14 protein-coding genes are annotated in these 14,638 nt (G+C 62.0%); 8 read left to right on the top strand and 6 right to left on the bottom strand.

What is annotated here, in order from left to right:
• Positions 1–5 precede the first annotated feature (5 nt).
• Together PRZ03_RS08770 and PRZ03_RS08765 are read right to left on the bottom strand one after the other, a co-directional pair.
• On the bottom strand, positions 6–779 hold the full coding sequence (locus tag PRZ03_RS08770; protein WP_263533813.1) for an ABC transporter permease: 774 nt from the start codon (positions 777–779) through the stop codon (positions 6–8).
• The gene (locus PRZ03_RS08765; protein WP_273600078.1) at positions 776–1,696 is read right to left on the bottom strand and encodes an ABC transporter ATP-binding protein; all 921 of its coding nucleotides are present in this window, start codon (positions 1,694–1,696) and stop codon (positions 776–778) included. The genes PRZ03_RS08770 and PRZ03_RS08765 overlap by 4 nt, the downstream gene beginning before the upstream one ends.
• A 171-nt stretch (positions 1,697–1,867) precedes the next feature.
• On the opposite strand from PRZ03_RS08765, the gene PRZ03_RS08760 reads away from it, so the two are divergent.
• From PRZ03_RS08760 to PRZ03_RS08750, 3 genes are all read left to right on the top strand, one after another.
• Entirely contained in the window at positions 1,868–2,521 is a 654-nt protein-coding gene (locus tag PRZ03_RS08760) for a TetR/AcrR family transcriptional regulator (RefSeq protein ID WP_263533812.1), read from the top strand.
• 18 nt (positions 2,522–2,539) lie between these two features.
• The gene (locus PRZ03_RS08755; protein WP_273599953.1) at positions 2,540–3,313 is read left to right on the top strand and encodes a hypothetical protein; all 774 of its coding nucleotides are present in this window, start codon (positions 2,540–2,542) and stop codon (positions 3,311–3,313) included.
• Between the two features lie 214 nt (positions 3,314–3,527).
• A complete protein-coding gene (locus PRZ03_RS08750; protein WP_273599952.1) occupies positions 3,528–3,878 on the top strand; it encodes a hypothetical protein in 351 nt (116 codons plus the stop codon).
• Positions 3,879–3,892: 14 nt separating this feature from the next.
• Here PRZ03_RS08750 and PRZ03_RS08745 read toward each other — a convergent pair whose 3' ends face one another.
• Positions 3,893–5,314: a wax ester/triacylglycerol synthase family O-acyltransferase gene (locus PRZ03_RS08745; protein ID WP_273600077.1), complete on the bottom strand. Its 1,422-nt coding sequence runs from the start codon at positions 5,312–5,314 to the stop codon at positions 3,893–3,895.
• A 116-nt stretch (positions 5,315–5,430) separates the two neighbouring features.
• On the opposite strand from PRZ03_RS08745, the gene PRZ03_RS08740 reads away from it, so the two are divergent.
• Positions 5,431–5,682, top strand: a complete 252-nt coding sequence (locus tag PRZ03_RS08740; RefSeq protein WP_263533809.1) for an acyl-CoA-binding protein — start codon at positions 5,431–5,433, stop codon at positions 5,680–5,682.
• Between the two features lie 53 nt (positions 5,683–5,735).
• Here PRZ03_RS08740 and PRZ03_RS08735 read toward each other — a convergent pair whose 3' ends face one another.
• Genes PRZ03_RS08735 through PRZ03_RS08725 form a run of 3 tightly spaced genes read right to left on the bottom strand, consistent with a single transcriptional unit; the run spans position 5,736 to position 9,160 of the window.
• Positions 5,736–6,056 carry a polyhydroxyalkanoic acid system family protein gene (locus PRZ03_RS08735; RefSeq protein WP_263533808.1) on the bottom strand — a complete coding sequence of 107 codons (321 nt, stop codon included), beginning with the start codon at positions 6,054–6,056 and terminating at the stop codon, positions 5,736–5,738.
• A gap of 3 nt (positions 6,057–6,059) precedes the next feature.
• Complete coding sequence (locus PRZ03_RS08730; RefSeq protein WP_338109599.1) at positions 6,060–7,121, bottom strand: aminopeptidase; 1,062 nt, start codon at positions 7,119–7,121, stop codon at positions 6,060–6,062.
• Positions 7,118–9,160: a molybdopterin-containing oxidoreductase family protein gene (locus PRZ03_RS08725; RefSeq protein ID WP_273599951.1), complete on the bottom strand. Its 2,043-nt coding sequence runs from the start codon at positions 9,158–9,160 to the stop codon at positions 7,118–7,120. The genes PRZ03_RS08730 and PRZ03_RS08725 overlap by 4 nt, the downstream gene beginning before the upstream one ends.
• Positions 9,161–9,306: 146 nt before the next feature.
• Between PRZ03_RS08725 and PRZ03_RS08720 the strand changes: the two genes are divergently transcribed.
• From PRZ03_RS08720 to PRZ03_RS08705, 4 genes are all read left to right on the top strand, one after another.
• The gene (locus PRZ03_RS08720) at positions 9,307–10,503 is read left to right on the top strand and encodes a M20 aminoacylase family protein (RefSeq protein ID WP_273599950.1); all 1,197 of its coding nucleotides are present in this window, start codon (positions 9,307–9,309) and stop codon (positions 10,501–10,503) included.
• Complete coding sequence (locus PRZ03_RS08715; RefSeq protein ID WP_273599949.1) at positions 10,500–11,588, top strand: M14 family metallopeptidase; 1,089 nt, start codon at positions 10,500–10,502, stop codon at positions 11,586–11,588. Before PRZ03_RS08720 ends, PRZ03_RS08715 begins: the two co-directional genes overlap by 4 nt.
• The gene (locus PRZ03_RS08710; RefSeq protein WP_263533804.1) at positions 11,581–12,150 is read left to right on the top strand and encodes a DUF1415 domain-containing protein; all 570 of its coding nucleotides are present in this window, start codon (positions 11,581–11,583) and stop codon (positions 12,148–12,150) included. The genes PRZ03_RS08715 and PRZ03_RS08710 overlap by 8 nt, the downstream gene beginning before the upstream one ends.
• 150 nt (positions 12,151–12,300) lie before the next feature.
• Positions 12,301–14,610, top strand: a complete 2,310-nt coding sequence (locus PRZ03_RS08705) for an ATP-binding protein (RefSeq protein ID WP_273599948.1) — start codon at positions 12,301–12,303, stop codon at positions 14,608–14,610.
• Positions 14,611–14,638 lie beyond the last annotated feature (28 nt).

Raw genomic sequence — 14,638 nt, 5'->3', positions numbered from 1 at the left:
CCGACTCAGCTGCGGATCTTGTAGCCGCGCCGCAGCAGCTCCAAGGCAATGCCCGCCACCAGCAAAAAGCTGCCGCCAACCACGGCCAAGCTCAGCCAGGGCGAGGCATCGCTGACGCCAAAGAAGCCATGCCTGAAGCCATCAATCATGTAGAAAAACGGGTTCAAGTGGCTAACACCCTGCCAGAACGGTGGCAAGGAGCCGACTGAATAGAACACGCCGGACAAAAACGTCATCGGCATGATGATGAAGTTCTGAAAGCCCGCCAATTGGTCGAACTTCTCGGCCCACAGGCCGGCGATCAGGCCCAAGGTGCCCATCATTGCCGCACCCAAAAGTGCAAAGGCCAGAATCCACAGCGGCTGGCTGACACCCGGCGGCGCGAACCAAACCGTCACCACCATCACGCCCAAGCCCACCATCATGCCGCGCACCATGGCCGCACCCACATAGGCGACGAACCAGGCCCAGTGCGACAAGGGCGTCACCAGCAAGAAGACCAGATTGCCGGTCACCTTGCTCTGGATCAGGCTGCTTGATGAATTGGCAAAAGCATTCTGCAAGATGCTCATCATCACCAGCCCGGGGATCAAAAAGCTGGTGTAGCCGACCGTGCCGTAGACCTTGACATGATCTTCCAGCACATGACCGAAGACCAGCAAATACAGCACGGCGGTCAGCACCGGCGCCGCGACGGTCTGAAAGCTAACCTTCCAAAAACGCAGCACTTCTTTGTAGAACAGCGTGCCGGCGCCTTTCAATTGAATAGCGCCGCTCATGCTCGCACTCCTTTGTCTTGTTCTTCTTCCTGCATGATTTCCAGGAACACATCTTCCAGATCGGCGCGGCCGATCTCCAGGTCTTCAACCGGGCAGTTGGCCGCCCGCAGCTTGGTCAGAATCGTCTCGACCTCGGCCGCGTCATGCGCCTTGATCTGCACAATACGGCCGGTCATGCGGGCCTGCGCGGCCAAGCTTTCTGGCAGCGTGGCATCGGTCTTGAAGCGCAGCATGGTCGAGGCCCTGCCCTTGAGCAGCTCCGAGGTGCGCTCCAGCGCCACCACCCGGCCTTGCTTGAGCATGGCGATACGCCCGCACAACGCCTCGGCTTCTTCTAGGTAATGGGTGGTCAGCAAGACGGTGTGGCCCTCGCGGTTCAGGCGGGCGATGAACTGCCACAAGGTTTGGCGCAACTCCACATCGACGCCGGCAGTCGGCTCATCCAGCACGATGACCGGCGGGCGGTGCACCAGCGCTTGCGCCACCAGCACGCGGCGCTTCATGCCGCCCGAGAGTTGGCGCATATTGGCATTGGCCTTGTCGGCCAGCCCTAGGTTCTCCAGCAATTCGTCGATCCAGGCCTCGTTGTTGTGCACGCCGAAATAGCCGCCCTGGAAACGCAAGGCCTCGCGCACATTGAAAAAAGGATCGAACACCAATTCCTGCGGCACGATGCCAAGCGCGCGGCGTGCGGCGGCAAAGTCGCTCACCACATCTTGGCCCTGCACCAGCACGCGCCCGCCGCTGGCTTGCGACAGGCCGGCCAGGATGCTGATCAAGCTGGTCTTACCCGCACCGTTGGGGCCCAGCAGGCCGAAAAACTCGCCCTGCGCAATATCAAAGGACACGCCGTCCAAGGCCTTGACCTGCCCCCCGCGATAAGTTTTGCTGACGTTCTGAAACGAAATGGCCGGCATGGTGCCGGCATGGGAGGAAGCTGGAGATTGCATGGGGCGATTGTAGGAACAGCTGGCAAGACGCGCCGAGCCAAGGTTGTTGCACGTCCACGAACGCGTGGCTATGGAGCCAATTACCTAGAGCAAGGCCCTAGCTTGATGCCAGAATCAAGCCAGGAGACAAGCAGACCCATGGCCACCAAAAAACCGCCGCGCCGCACCGCCGAACGCATTCTTGAAGTCACGCTCGATCTGTTCAATCGCTTTGGAGAGCCCAATGTCTCGACCACGCTGATCTCGGCCGAGTTGGGCATCAGCCCCGGCAACCTTTATTACCATTACCCGGCCAAAGACGAGCTGATCAACTCGCTGTTCAACCGCTACGAGCGCGAGCTGATTGATTTGCTCGCGGCCGCAGAAAATGTGGCTAACGTCGAAGACGCATGGCTGTTTTTCCACATGCTGTATGAGCTGATCTGGAAGCATCGCTTTCTCTACCGCGACTTGAACGATTTACTGTCCAAGAACAGGCGGCTGGAGATGCATTTCCAGACCGTCTTGACCCAAAAATCTCAGGCCATGCGGCAGGTGCTGGCGGGTTTGCAACATGGTGGCGCGCTCAAAATGGAAGCGCGCGAGGCGCCACCCACGGCCAATGCCATGGTGGTGCTCTTGAGCTATTGGCTCAGCTTCGAATATGTACGTGACCCCCGTCATGCGCTCGAGCCCGACCAAGCCGGCCCTGCGCTGATGCGCGGCGCCTTCCATGTCTTGAGTTTGTTGTTGCCCTATCTGGAGCCCGCCTCCAAAGAGCATCTGTTCGCACTCGCCAATCAATACCAGTAGCCCCCAACGGAGACAAAAATGGCCAAATGGACCGCCTTCCCGCATGACAACAGCGCCTTTCAATACAGCCCGGCATCGCTGAAAAAGCACTGGGCGCGCCTGCACACCGGGGACGCGGAACCCTGGCCCAAGGACGCGGCCGTGGTGGCGGCCTGGATCCACTTCCACGCGGGCGAGTTCCAGCAGGCCTATGACGCCGGCCTGGCCGCCGGCACCGCCGGCATCTGCGTCGCGAACAAGGCCCAGGCCATCTACGCCAACTACTTGGAGAAGAAGGAAAAGGGCAAGCTGGAGATGTTCCTCGAAGTGGCCGAACGCGCCGCCGCCCAACAAGCCGAAGAGCCCAAAAACCCCAATGCCTATTACTGGCAAGCCTATGCCATAGGCCGTTACGGCCAGGGCATCAGCGTGGCCAAGGCCCTGGCGCAGGGTTTGGGCAGCAAGGTCAAGAATGCCTTGGAAACCACCATAGCGCTGGCGCCCAAGCATGCCGACGCCCATATCGCGCTGGGCGCCTTCCACGCCGAGGTGATCGACAAGGTCGGCAAACTGCTGGGTCGCACACAGGGCGCTGACAGCGCCACGGGTCTCAAAATGTTCGAGCAAGCCTTGAAGCTCAACCCCGGCAGCGCCATCGCCATGATCGAGCGCGCCAACGGCTTGGTGATGCTGGAAGGCGACAAACGCATGAAGGAAGCCGAGGCGCTGTACGCCGAGGCGGCCGCTTGCGAGCCCATGGATGCGATGGAATACCTCGACGTCCAGATGGCCCGTGAAGAACTCGAGGATTGAAATAAAGACGCAGACCCAAACTGCGCTTGCCCGTGCTCTTTTTCACGCTCAGCGGCAGAAATAGGCCGCTTACCCCCCGCACTCACGCGTGGCGAAGAGGTCCCACTGTGGTTAAGCTGTGCATCCTGAACTGCCGCTTTGCCTCGAATTGGCTTGAGCCAAAGGCAAGCACTTCACAGCCCCACCTGCAATTTTTCACCGAGGTTTGAACATCATGAAACGCACATTGTTGGCCCTGATCCTGACTCCTTTGGCCGCCCTGTCCATGGCTCAGTCGCCTGAAGCGACCGCACTGCGGGTGGAATGCGCCGCCAAGATGGCCCCTGTCACCGAAGCCAATGCCGGCGCTACCAAAGAGTACCAATTCGTCTACAGCAAGGGCGAGTACCGCGGCGAGAAGCAAAACGGCAAGCTGATCGGCTGCAACGATGCACAGTACAGCGGCTATCTGGCCAGCGTCGACCCGACACGCGTTATGGCGGCCTACCCGACCGCTGCCGGCCGCCCCAATATCAAGCCCAATATCAAGCCCAACCTGGCAGGCCAGGCCGACAAGGCCAAGTAAGTCGAACTGCTGCCCTACTCCCAGGGCAGCATCATCGCCAACAGCAGGAGTTTGTTGAACTCCGGCTCGAAGCGATCGATGATGGCCTCGGGGTCGGGGCATAGCGTGCTGTCGGTGATCAAGCCGAACTGCACCCGGCCGGCATAAGTCAGGATGCTGACGCCGACGCCAATGTCACCCGACTGCGGCACCCAGAACATCAGCCGCTCGACCTGCGAGCCCAGCATCTGCAGCGGCTCGGTTGGCCCCGGCACATTGGTCATCACCGCCGTGGCCTTCTTGGCAAAGATGTTCAACATCGCCGTCTGCACCGGCTTGATCAACAAACCCGCCACCGACAGCAGGCCAAAGGCCAGCACCGGCTGAAAGCTGCCTTTCAGATCATTCATGCGCGACTTCACCGCGTACAAGCGCTCGACGGGATTGTCGATGCCAATCGGCAGCACCAGCGGCACCAGACCGAAGCGATTGCCCAGTTGGTAGCTATTCGCCAAGGGCCGCAAATTCACCGGCACCATGGCGCGAATTTCCTTGCCAGCGACCACCTCGCCCTTGCTCTGCAGGTAACTGCCTATGGCGCCGGCCACACAGCTGAGCAAGACATCATTGATCGAGGCGCCCAGCCCCTTGCCCACCGCCTTGACGGCGTCAAGCGGCAAGGCATTGCTCCAGGCGACGCGCTTGCGTTTGCCCGGCTTGCCTTTCAGCTGCGTATGCGAGTCGTCCGGCATGAAGGCAAAAGCGGCCACGTCGTTGACCGCTTGATAGCCGATGCGCGCCATGTCCACCGAGGCATCCAGTGGATGATGGGGATGGCTCCAGGCATCGACCGACTTGGCCATGCCGGAACCCGCCGCCCCGATGGCCTTGATCGCCAAATCGGCCATCGGCCGCAGCAGGCTGTCGGTCAGCCAATCGCGGTCATCGCGCGGCTGCTGCTCGCGCTTCGGCGGCGTGCGGCCACCGTCGGTGATGGACATCATCACCGAGGTCAGGGCGATGCCGTCGCCGATGCAGTGGTGAATTCGCATGATCAGGCCGCTGCTGGCCTGCTCATCCTCGCCGTCGCCGCCCAAATCTTCGATCAGATGAAACTGCCACAGCGGGTGCGCCGGGTTCAGCGGCTCCATCGCCAGCTCTGCCACCCGCTCCTTCAAGGCCTCTTGCCCAAGCTGGCCGGGTTTGCCGCGCACCGGCATCAGCACCTCGGCCACCACATGGCGGTCGATATCAAAATCCTCGTCATCCACCCATTGAGCGCCGAGCGCATCCTCGACCACGCGCTGGTGAAAGCGCGTGTATTGCAGCAGCCGCGCCTGCACGCGCTCCTTCAAGGCCTCCAAGGTGATGGACGGGCGGATATACCAAACGCCCACAATCATCATCAAATTGGACTCGGTGTCCATGCGTAGCCAAGCGGTGTCAACCTTGGACATGCGTTCAATCGCGTGCGACAAAACAGTCTCCTAGAATTTGGTGTGTTCGCTCTACACAATGCTGGTTAACATTGAAGCTGTCTATCCCGATTGTCACTACTACTCAAGGAAAACTCATGAGCCTTCAGGACCAATTCGATGCTGCGGTGGCCGGATCCAAGCAGCTGCCGGAGCGCCCGGACAATATGACCTTGCTCAAGCTCTATGCCTTGTTCAAGCAAGGCAGCAGCGGCGATGTGGAAGGCTCGCGCCCCGGCTTCACCGATATGGTGGGCCGCGCGAAATGGGATGCCTGGAACGAGCTCAAGGGCCAGAGCCAGGACGAAGCCAAGCAAAGCTATATCGACCTGATCGAGTCGCTGAAGTAATTCGCATCTTCGGCGCAGCCGATTCGAGCCGAGCTGAGCCTTTCAGCTCGGCTTTATTTTTTGGCCTTGGGTTTCTTTAGCGGCGCCGCACTCAACAAAGTATCGAGCTCTTTCTGAATTTCGCCCTCGATCGTGCCCCTGAAGGCACCCAGCAAAAAACCCAGCTTGGCGCTCAACTCGAAATGCTTGGCCGCCACGATCAGCTGCCCCTTGACGCCCGAACGGCTGAACTCCACGGTATCGCTGGTCTCGCCCTCCAGCACGGTGCACGCCATATCGAACTTGGCTTCGACCTGCTCGGCCCAGGCCCAAGCGATCTCGCGTGCACGCGCCAGCCCCAAAGCGTGGTCCCGGTGAATATGGATATCGGCCATTGATTAGTCTCCTGTTTGCTTCATTAATTCGGATAGACGTTCGGTCTTGGGCAAAGCCGCCAGGCGCTTGACCTCGGCATAAAAGCGCAGCCAATCCTGACCCTGGCGCGCCAGCAAGGTGTCAAAAGCCGGGGTCAAGTCGGAATAAGCCGCCAGCAGCGCAAAGCTGGCATTGTTGGCACGCGCAAACCAGCCGTCATACGCAGTATCTCCGCCCCAAGACTCAGCTTTCAAGCGCGCGTAGTCTTGGCGCATTTCCTCCAGCAAGCCAGCCTTGGCGGCACGCTTGGCTTCATCGCTGATGGCCTGTGCATACAACTCGGCCAAACGGCGCCGGTACTCGCCGGTCAGCGCGCGAAACTGCTCGCGCCGCTGCAGGCGTAGCGCAAAAGCCTCGCGCTCGGCCGCGCTGGCATGGGTGCGCAGCCAAGCCTCGGCACCGCGCCTCTCTACCAAGGTCGCAAATGACTCGTTGAACTGCGTGTCGTCAGGCGCATAGGCGACTTGGTGCGCCAGCTCATGAAACAGCATGCCGGCCAGCTCGCCCGACGGGTATTTGATGAAGGTATTGAGCAGCGGATCACCGCCGAAAAAATTGCTCCAGCCCAGCGTCGAGTAGGCCGGCACGCCGTAAACCAGAACCTCCAGGCCCTCGGCGCGCAGTTGCGCCGCATAGGCGTCCGCCTCGGCACGGTCAAAATAACCCCGGTAGCCGACGCAGCCCATCACCGGGAAGCACCAGGTCTTCAGCGTCAAACCAAGCTCGGGCGTGGCCACCACATTCCAGACCGCTGCCGAGCGGCCCAGGTCGGCATAACGGCGATAGCTGTCGTTGTCCGGCAGCTTGAGCGTATCCACCGCATAGTCGCGCAGGCGCTGGCTCAGCAGCAGGCGTTCGCGCAAGTCTGCGGCCAGCTCAGGCTCGGCCAAAAGCTTGTCGACCGGCTTGGCCGCCGCCATCAAGCTCAGATGGCCGCCGACAGACTGGCCCAGATAAGCGCTCTGCGTGCAGGCGCTCAAGAGCAGCGCCAGTGGCGCCAGCCAAACCAGCTTGAACACGCTCACGCCGCGCCGGCTCCCGCCCAGGCCTCGATTTCAACCAGGCAATCGTAAAAACTCGGCGCCGCACCCATATCGGTCAAGCGTTGATGGGTGACCTCATTGACATTGCTGCCGGCCACGCCGAGCTTGCGCCACCAGACCCCCAGGCCGTTGACGACGCCGGGTCGCGCCCGCGTGCTGATGCGCGCGCGGCAGGGGTAGCTGCCCCGGTCGTTGAAGATGCGCACCATCGCCCCGTCGGCCAAGCCGCGCGCGGCGGCATCCGTCGCATGGATTTCCACCAGCGGCTCGCCCTCAATATCGCGCAAGCTCTTCACATTGACGAAGCTGGAATTGAGGAAATTGCGCGCCGGTGGCGAGATCATCGCCAGCGGGTAGCGCGCCGCCAACTCGGGGCTGGAGGCTGCGCTTTCGTAATTCGGCACATGATCGGCATCGCCGCATTGCGCACGGCCGTTGGCGGTCATGAAGCCACCATTGGCAAACGGCGCCTCGGCCAACGGCAGGCTTTGCCAGCCTTGTGCGCGCAAGGCGTCAAAGTCGATGTCCTTGCTGAAGGCTTGGCGCGCCAATTGCTCATCGCTGTCGGCAAAGCAAGCGTCGGTGAAACCCATGGCCGCCGCCAACTCCCTAAATATCTGCGTGTTGGGCTTGGCCTCGCCCAGCGGCGCCACCGCTTGCTCGTTGATCAAGACATCGGTGTGGCCGTAGCTGGTGTGCACATCCAGATGCTCCATCTGCGTGGTCGCCGGCAAGACGTAATCCGCCAGATCGGCGGTATCGGTCATGAAATGCTCAAGCACCACCGTGAACAAATCGGCGCGCTGAAAGCCCCGCACCACCTTGGGTGACTCCGGCGCCACCGCGACCGGATTGCTGTTGTAGACGATCAGCGCCTCGATCTGCGGGCCGAACTCGGGGCTGGCCGGACGCAGCAGATCGTCGCCAATCGTGCTCATATTGATGCTGCGCGAGGGCCGTCCGGCGCGCAGCTCGGGGCGCTCCAGATCGCCGCGTTTATAGGGCGCAAACCAGCCCGAGCTGGACAGCAGCAAGCCGCCGGCACGGTGACGCCAAGCCCCCGTCAGGCAAGGCAGCAGGGCGATCAAACGCACCGCATTGCCGCCGCCGCGCACCCGCTGCATGCCGTAATTGAGCCGGATCGCGGCGGGCGCGGTCTGCGCATAGTCACTCGCCAGGCCGCGCACCTCGTCAGCGCTGATGCCGCAAACCTCGGCCACCCGCTCAGGGGGCCAGGCCAGCGCCCGTTCGCGCAGGCCCCCGGTCCCCTCCCAGCCATCGACATGCTCGCGCAGATAGTCGTGGTCCAGCCAGTCCTGCGTGATCAATTGCTGCATCAGCCCCAAGGCCAAGGCGCCGTCGGTGCCGGGCATCAGCGCGATGTGTTGATGGCATTTATCGGCCGTCTCGGTTTTGCGCGGGTCTATGCAAATCAGCTTGGCACCAGCGCGCTTGGCCTGGTTGGCATAGGTCCAGAAATGCAGATTAGAAGCGATCGAGTTGCTGCCCCAGATCAGAATCAAGCGGCTCTCGGCAAAGAAAGGCAGATGCATGCCGAGCTTGTGGCCATAGGTCGCTGTCAGCGCGGCGGCGCCGGCCGAGGCGCAGATCGTGCGATCCAGCTGCGAAGCACCCAGGCGGTTGAAGAAACGCCCCGCCATCGCCTCGCCCTGCAGCAAGCCCATGGTGCCGGCATAGCTATAGGGCAGCACCGCTTGTGCGTCGCGTGCGGCAATCGCACTCAGGCGAGACGCGATATCGGTCAGGGCAGCGGCCCAAGAGACGGGCTCGAAGCGCGGAGCCTCATGCTTGGCACTGATGCGTTTGAGGGGCTGCAGAACTCGCTCGGCGTGATAGGTGCGCTCGGCATAGCGCGACACCTTGGTACACAGTGAGCCATGGGTGCTGGGGTGGTCGGCGCGGCCTTGCACCTTGATGACTCGGCCGTTCTCAACCGTCAACGCCAAGGCACAGGTATCGGGGCAGTCGTGCGGGCAGGCACCCTTGATGATGGTTTGCATGGCCGAACTATTGCACATCGGCCGCTCACGCTGACGCGAAGGGCCATCGAAATGCAGCCGAGCTTGCGCTCAAGCACGGCATTAAACTTGGCGCTTAAGGGTGCGGGCAGGTCCACCGCCAGGCATGCACCCCTCACGGAGACACCATGAAGCTGATCGATTCCATCTTGGCCGACGCGCCCGGCATTGCCGCCTTGCGACGCGATATCCACGCACACCCGGAGTTATGCTTTCAAGAGCAGCGCACCTCGGACTTGATCGCCAAGGCGCTGAGCGACTGGGGCATCCCGGTGCACCGTGGCCTGGGCACGACCGGGGTGGTCGGCATCATCAAGAGCGGCAGCTCCTCGCGCGCCATTGGCCTGCGCGCCGACATCGACGCACTGCCGATGACCGAGCACAACCAATTCGCCCATGCCAGTACCTATGCGGGCAAGATGCACGCCTGCGGCCACGACGGCCATACCGCCATGCTCTTGGCGGCGGCCAAGCATCTGGCGACGCAGCGCAATTTCGACGGCACGATCTATCTGGTCTTCCAGCCGGCCGAAGAAGGCGGCGGCGGCGCCCGCGAGATGATCAAGGACGGTTTGTTCAAACTCTTCCCGATGGAGGCGATGTTTGGCGCGCACAACTGGCCCGGCATGGCGGCTGGGCAGTTTGCCGTCAAGAGCGGGCCGGTGTTTGCGTCCAGCAATGAATTCAAAATCACGCTGCACGGCAAGGGCGCACACGCGGCGATGCCGAATCTGGGGCTTGACCCGGTGCCGGCCGCCTGCCAGCTGGTGCAGGGCTTTCAAACCATCATCAGCCGCAACAAGCGACCGAGCGACGCCGGCGTTATTTCCGTCACCATGATCCACACCGGCGAAGCCACCAATGTGATCCCGGACAGCTGCGTGATCGAAGGCACGGTGCGCACCTTCACGCTGGAGGTGCTGGACATGATTCAGCGGCGCATGCAGCAGATGGCCGAAGCCACCGCGCAAGCCTTCGAGTTGCGCTGCGAGTTCGAGTTCAGGCGCAACTACCCGCCCACCATCAACCACCCGGTGGAAAGCGAGTTCGTCCGCCAAGCCTTGAGCGAGATGGTCGGCAGCAGCAATGTGCATGTTTTTGAGCCCACCATGGGCGCCGAGGACTTCAGTTTCTTTTTGCAAGAAATGCCCGGCTGCTACTTTTTGATTGGCAATGGTGACGGTAGCCACCGCGATGGTGGCCATGGCATGGGGCCATGCACCCTGCACAACCCCAGCTACGACTTTAACGACGAGCTGATCCCGCTGGGCGGCTCGATGTGGGTGCAACTGGCCGAACGCTGGTTGAACAGCCCCCGGCCATGAGCGCAGCGGGCTTTTTCTCGCAAAGCTATGCCGAGGCCAGGGCCAAGTTCTTGGCCGCAGCCGAGGCCGCGGGCCTGGACCCTGAGCCGCATTGGCATCCCTTGATGGGGCACGACGGCGAACGCTTGGCACTGGATGTGGTGCGCCAAGGCCCAAACAAAAGCCGCAGGGTCTTGATCATCAGCAGCGCTTGCCACGGCGTTGAAGGCTTCGCCGGCAGCGGCATACAGACGGGGCTTTTGAGTGACCCGACCTGGCTGGCTGAAGTCGCCACACAAGACATTCGCGTGCTCTATTTGCATGCACTCAATCCGCACGGCTTTTCTTGGCTGCGGCGGGTGACACAAGAAGGTGTCGATCTGAACCGAAACTGGCATGACTTTCACCAACCGCTGCCGCACAACGCCGGCTACGACGCTATCGCCAGCGCCTTGATCCCGGCGCAATGGCCGCCCAGCGCGGCCAACGAGGCCGTGCTGAGCGATTACGCCGCGCTGCATGGCGACAAGGCGCTGCAGCAAGCCGTCACCGGCGGGCAGTACGCGCATGAGCTGGGCCTCTTCTACGGCGGCCGCGCCCAGACCTGGAGCCAGCAAACCTTGCGCCATGTCTTGCAAGAGCATGTTCAAGACGCCGAGGCCATAGCCTGGATTGACTTGCACACCGGCTTAGGGCCTAGCGGCCATGGCGAGCGCATTTTTGCCGGCCACGATGATGGCCAGTCGCTGGCCCGTGCGCGGGCTTGGTGGGGCCGGGGCGTTACCTCGCTGGCCGACGGCAGCTCCAGCTCCGCGCCCTTGGTCGGCTTGATGTGGAGCGTGGTGCCCGAGCTGTTCCCGGCGGCCGAGTACACCGGCATCGCGCTCGAGTTTGGCACCTTGCCCTTAGCCGACATGCTGCAGGCCTTGCGCGCCGATCATTGGCTGGAGGCGCACCCGCAAGCACCCGCCGAGCAGGCTGCGGCCATCAAACACCAAATTCGCGATGCTTTCTATGTCGATACCGACGAGTGGAAGCAGCAACTGCTAGCCCAGGCCCGCGAGGCCTGTGAGCAAGCCCTGAAAGGATTGACCCCTCATGACTGAACTCAGCCCGGCCCGCAGCGCCAGCATTCAAGAAGAAACCCAGGACTGGCTGGAAAAAGCCGTCATTGGCCTGAATCTCTGCCCTTTTGCCAAGAGCGTGCATGTCAACCAAAGGTTGCGTTATGTGGTCAGCCAGGCCGCCACGCCGGAAGCCCTGCTAAAGGAGCTGGCCCATGAGCTCTTGAGCCTGATGCGCGCCGATCCGGACGAGGTCGAGACGACGCTGCTGATTCACCCCTTGGTGCTGACCGACTTCCTCGACTTCAATGACTTTTTGGGCGCGGCCGACGCGCTGGTGGAAGACCTGGAACTGGACGGCATCTTGCAGATCGCCAGCTTTCACCCCGACTATCAGTTCGGCGGCACCGAGCCCGAGGACATCAGCAACTACAGCAACCGCTCGCCCTACCCGACCCTGCATCTGCTGCGCGAATCGAGCATAGAACGCGCCACCGAAACCATGGCCGATACCGACGCGATTTACGAAGCCAATATGGCGACGCTGGAGAAGCTGGGCTTGGACGGTTGGCGGGCACTGGGATTGAAGGTCAGCGGCGGCTGATTTCTCTCTCGATCAGAAAACCAGCGTAAGCCGCCCAATTCAAGCCAGAATGCAGCTCATATCGGCGCACCAAACGTCGGGCAAGGCTTTGAAAATCAAGGCACCGTGAGCAGTAAGGCTGCGGTGTTCGACGAGACTGAAGAGGCCCTTTTGAGCAGAACAAAATCCAGCTCACTGTTCGTAGCGATCGCGCTCGGCGCCAGCATTGGCTTGCTGCTGCCGGCCCTGATCGTCGGCGGATTGTTGATTGGCCTGCGCGAGCCGCAGGCCGCAGAGGCGGCGCTGCAGCGCGACTTGGAGGCCAAGCTCGATGTGCTGGTCAGCAGCCTGCCGGAGCTGCTGTGGAATCTGGACACGGTCGCCGCCCGCGAGGTGGTGGCTGCAGTCATGAAGTCACCCGATGTCGTGCGGGTGACGGTGCGCGACGCCTCGCAAGGCGCGCCCTTCATCGAAATGAGTTTCCCCGAGCGCCAAAAAGGCCTCAGCGTCAAGGGTGAACGCGAGATTTTTCGCGGCGTGGCACGCATTGGGCATTTGCGCATCGAGGTCGATGACCACCTCAGCACCGCTGCGTTGACGCGTCAGCGTTGGCTGTACGGTGCCACGGTAGGCGGCCAGTTGCTGGCGTCCCTGGCCCTGATCCTGGCGCTGCTGAATTCCAGATTGATGCGTCCCCTGCGCGAGTTAGGCCGCTTTGCCAATGACTTGGCGCAGGGCCGCTTCAGTGCCCAATTGCCTGCTGGCCGCAAAGATGAAATCGGCTTGCTCGGCGGCCATCTGGAACATATGCGCGATGCATTGCAGCAGCAGTTCGATGCCCAGCGCGCGCTGATCGAGCGGCTGCGCGGCATGGCCGAGACGGTGCCCGGCGTGGTCTACCAGCTGCGACTGGGCTCGGACGGCCGCTTCTCCTTCGCCTATATCAGCGAGGCGGTGAAGGACTATTTCAATCTCTCCGGCGCCAAGCTGGAGCTGAGCGCCGAGCCCTGGTTTGAACAAATTGCAGCAGCCGATCGTGCGCTGGTGCGCGACTCGCTGCTGGTCTCCGCGCGCGCCTTAACACCCTGGCAGCAAGAGTTCAGAGCCCATCAAGATGACGGTAGCGAACGCTGGATCTACGGCAATGCCATCGCCCAGTTGGAGCCGGGCGGCAGCGTGCTCTGGCATGGCTTCTTGACCGATATTTCGCATCAACGGCGTGATGCCCTGGAGTTGGTCCGCTACCGCCTGCATCTGGAAGAGCTGGTCGAGGCGCGCACCGCAGAGTTGGCTGACGCGACCAAGGCGGCGCAGGCAGCCAGCTTGGCCAAGAGCGCCTTCCTGGCCAATATGAGTCATGAAATCCGCACACCGATGAACGCCATCATCGGCCTGACCTACCTGGTGCAAAGCGACAGCACCGAGCCGGCCCAACAGCAGCGGCTGCAAAAAGTGGCGGATGCGGCCGAGCATCTGCTGGCCATCATCAACAACGTCTTGGACTTCTCCAAGATCGAAGCGGGCAAGATGCAACTCGGCCACAGCGACTTCAATGTGGCGCAGGTACTCGACAACGTTGCCAGCATGCTGGCGCAGCGCGCCAACGACAAAGGCCTGCAGGTGCAAGTCGAGGTGGACAAGCCGCTCACGACCCAGATACTGACCGGCGATGCCCAACGCATCACCGAGATCTTGCTCAACTTCGCCGGCAATGCAGTCAAGTTCACCGACAAGGGCGGCGTTAAGTTGGCCGCCACCATCGAGGCCGATTTGGGCAGCGCCTTGCAGTTGCGCTTCGAGGTTCAGGACAGCGGCATCGGCATCAGCCAGGAAGCGCAGGCCCGCTTGTTTCAAGACTTCGAGCAGGCCGACAGTTCCACCACGCGGCGTTACGGCGGCACCGGTCTGGGCTTGGCCATTTGCCGACGTTTGGCCGCCTTGATGCATGGCGAGGTCGGCGTACAGAGCAGCCCCGGCCTTGGCAGCCGCTTCTGGTTCACACTCAAGATTGACAAGAGCAGCATGGCTTCGCTGGCCCCTCCGGCGCAGGCCTCGCGGGGCGTGGCGGCGCGTGAGCTGCTGCAACAGTTCAAGGGCACGCGCGTGCTGCTGGCCGAAGACAATGCCGTCAATCAAGAGGTGGCGGTGGCGATGCTGGGCAGCGCCGGCCTGATCGTTGACGTGGCCGGCGACGGGCAAGAAGCCTTGCGCATGGCCAGTGAATACGACTACGCCTTGATCCTGATGGACGTGCAGATGCCACTGATGGACGGCTTGGCGGCCACCCGCGCCATTCGCGGCAGCGCGCATGGCAAACACACACCGATTTTGGCCATGACGGCCAACGCCTTTGCCGAAGAGCGCCAGCGTTGCCTGGACGCCGGCATGAACGACCATGTAGCCAAGCCCGTGGTCGCCGAGCAGCTTTTCGCCACTTTGCACATGTGGTTGAGTCGCAACGCAAAACATCGCACACTCTGAATTTGCGCCGCCAGCCAAGCAGGAGCTT

The sequence above is a fragment of the Roseateles albus genome, from assembly GCF_028595345.1.
GTDB lineage: Bacteria > Pseudomonadota > Gammaproteobacteria > Burkholderiales > Burkholderiaceae_C > Paucibacter_A > Paucibacter_A albus.
Note: the sequence above shows the minus strand (reverse complement) of the source record. Positions and strands in the feature narration are given on the sequence as shown.

What these genes read in the sequence shown, in the direction of transcription:
- PRZ03_RS08770 (WP_263533813.1), bottom strand. Translation starts at nt 779, where the DNA reads ATGAGCGGCGCTATTCAATTGAAAGGCGCCGGCACGCTGTTCTACAAA.
- PRZ03_RS08765 (WP_273600078.1), bottom strand. Translation starts at nt 1,696, where the DNA reads ATGCCGGCCATTTCGTTTCAGAACGTCAGCAAAACTTATCGCGGGGGG.
- PRZ03_RS08760 (WP_263533812.1), top strand. Translation starts at nt 1,868, where the DNA reads ATGGCCACCAAAAAACCGCCGCGCCGCACCGCCGAACGCATTCTTGAA.
- PRZ03_RS08755 (WP_273599953.1), top strand. Translation starts at nt 2,540, where the DNA reads ATGGCCAAATGGACCGCCTTCCCGCATGACAACAGCGCCTTTCAATAC.
- PRZ03_RS08750 (WP_273599952.1), top strand. Translation starts at nt 3,528, where the DNA reads ATGAAACGCACATTGTTGGCCCTGATCCTGACTCCTTTGGCCGCCCTG.
- PRZ03_RS08745 (WP_273600077.1), bottom strand. Translation starts at nt 5,314, where the DNA reads ATGTCCAAGGTTGACACCGCTTGGCTACGCATGGACACCGAGTCCAAT.
- PRZ03_RS08740 (WP_263533809.1), top strand. Translation starts at nt 5,431, where the DNA reads ATGAGCCTTCAGGACCAATTCGATGCTGCGGTGGCCGGATCCAAGCAG.
- PRZ03_RS08735 (WP_263533808.1), bottom strand. Translation starts at nt 6,056, where the DNA reads ATGGCCGATATCCATATTCACCGGGACCACGCTTTGGGGCTGGCGCGT.
- PRZ03_RS08725 (WP_273599951.1), bottom strand. Translation starts at nt 9,160, where the DNA reads ATGCAAACCATCATCAAGGGTGCCTGCCCGCACGACTGCCCCGATACC.
- PRZ03_RS08720 (WP_273599950.1), top strand. Translation starts at nt 9,307, where the DNA reads ATGAAGCTGATCGATTCCATCTTGGCCGACGCGCCCGGCATTGCCGCC.
- PRZ03_RS08715 (WP_273599949.1), top strand. Translation starts at nt 10,500, where the DNA reads ATGAGCGCAGCGGGCTTTTTCTCGCAAAGCTATGCCGAGGCCAGGGCC.
- PRZ03_RS08710 (WP_263533804.1), top strand. Translation starts at nt 11,581, where the DNA reads ATGACTGAACTCAGCCCGGCCCGCAGCGCCAGCATTCAAGAAGAAACC.